Annotated in this window: 1 protein-coding gene; it reads left to right on the top strand. The window is 74.8% G+C overall.

From position 1 onward, the window contains the following. Window positions 1–828, top strand: an 828-nt coding sequence (locus tag M8J74_RS38000; protein WP_283949087.1) for a helicase-related protein, incomplete at both ends; no start/stop codon positions are given.

The following is an 828-nucleotide window of genomic DNA, read 5'->3' as shown; positions in this document are numbered from 1 at the left end:
TACGTCAACGCGCTCGTCGCGACCGACGTCGCCGCCCGCGGCATCCACGTCGACGGCATCGACCTCGTCCTGAACGTCGACCCCGCCGGTGACCACAAGGACTACCTGCACCGCGCCGGCCGCACCGCTCGCGCGGGCCGCACCGGCACGGTCGTGTCCCTCTCCCTGCCGCACCAGCGCCGCCAGATCTTCCGGCTGATGGAGGACGCGGGCGTCGACGCCGGGCGTCACATCATCAACTCCGGTACGGCCTTCGAGCCGGAGGTCGCCGAGATCACCGGCGCCCGCTCGATGACCGAGGTCCAGTCCGAGTCCGCGGCCAACGCGGCCCAGCAGGCCGAGCGCGAGGTCGCCCAGCTCACCAAGGAGCTGGAGCGGGCGCAGCGGCGCGCGACCGAGCTGCGCGAGGAGGCCGACCGGCTCGTCGCCCGGGTCGCCCGCGAGCGCGGCGAGGACCCCGAGGCCGCCGTGGTCGAGGCGCAGGCGGTGGTCACCGAGGCCGCCGAGATCGTGGCCGAGGCGTCCGTGCCGGCGCAGGCGGCCGCGCAGGACGTCGAGCGCACCGAGCCGGCGCCGTCGTACGAGCGTCGCGAGCGCCGGGACAACGACCGTGGCGGGTTCCGCCGTGACGACCGCCGGGACGACCGTGGTGGCCGTTCCTTCGAGCGTCGTGACGACCGTGGTGGCCGCGGCTTCGAGCGTCGTGACAACGACCGTGGCGGGTTCCGCCGTGACGACCGTCGGGACGACCGTCCGGCCGGCCGTTCCTTCGAGCGTCGTGACGACCGTGGCGGTCGTGGCTTCGAGCGCCGGGACAACGACCGCGGG

The organism is Streptomyces panaciradicis, from assembly GCF_023516615.1.
Classification (GTDB): Bacteria; Actinomycetota; Actinomycetes; order Streptomycetales; family Streptomycetaceae; genus Streptomyces; species Streptomyces panaciradicis.
This window is presented reverse-complemented; position numbering and strand designations above follow the sequence as displayed.